The sequence below is a fragment of the Paraburkholderia sp. SIMBA_053 genome, from assembly GCF_046534895.1.
GTDB classification, from domain to species: domain Bacteria; phylum Pseudomonadota; class Gammaproteobacteria; order Burkholderiales; family Burkholderiaceae; genus Paraburkholderia; species Paraburkholderia caledonica.
On sequence record NZ_JAWRXU010000099.1, the window covers coordinates 1 to 467 of the forward strand.

Annotated in this window: 1 protein-coding gene; it reads right to left on the reverse strand. The window is 50.7% G+C overall.

Features of this window, described 5'->3' with window-relative positions; translation table 11 throughout:
- Nucleotides 1–301 (reverse strand): redoxin domain-containing protein (locus tag SB753_RS34740; protein ID WP_410804569.1); only part of this gene is annotated, 301 nt, incomplete at its 3' end.
- Between the last annotated feature and the right edge of the window lie 166 nt (nucleotides 302–467).

The window sequence follows — 467 nt, forward strand, 5'->3', positions numbered from 1 at the left end:
TGTTCAGGTCCTTGTGCTCACGGCGCCATGCGAGCTTGACGAATTCGTTGTCGACGCTGCCGCCGAGCAGGACGGCGTCACGCTCTTCGAAGTCCTTGGCCAGCTTGCCGAACTCGACGATTTCCGTCGGGCAAACGAACGTGAAGTCCTTCGGGTAGAAATAGATGATCTTCCACTTGCCCGGGAACGACGATTCGGTGATTTCTTCGAACGCCGATACGCCGTTCTCTTCGTGGTTGTTGAAACCTGGCTTCGCAGCCGTCACGGTAAAGGCTTCGACTTTATCGCCGACAGTTTTCATGCGTTGACTCCTTGAGAATTGGCAAAAGAGATTCACGACAACCCGCTCAAACTACCTGCTGGCTGTAACGAACACGTTACACGCTGAAGACTATAACTCTATTAATCAATCGCATCAATAGTTTTTTTCTAACAAAGTGGATGAATTTTCTCCAACGCGGCGATAG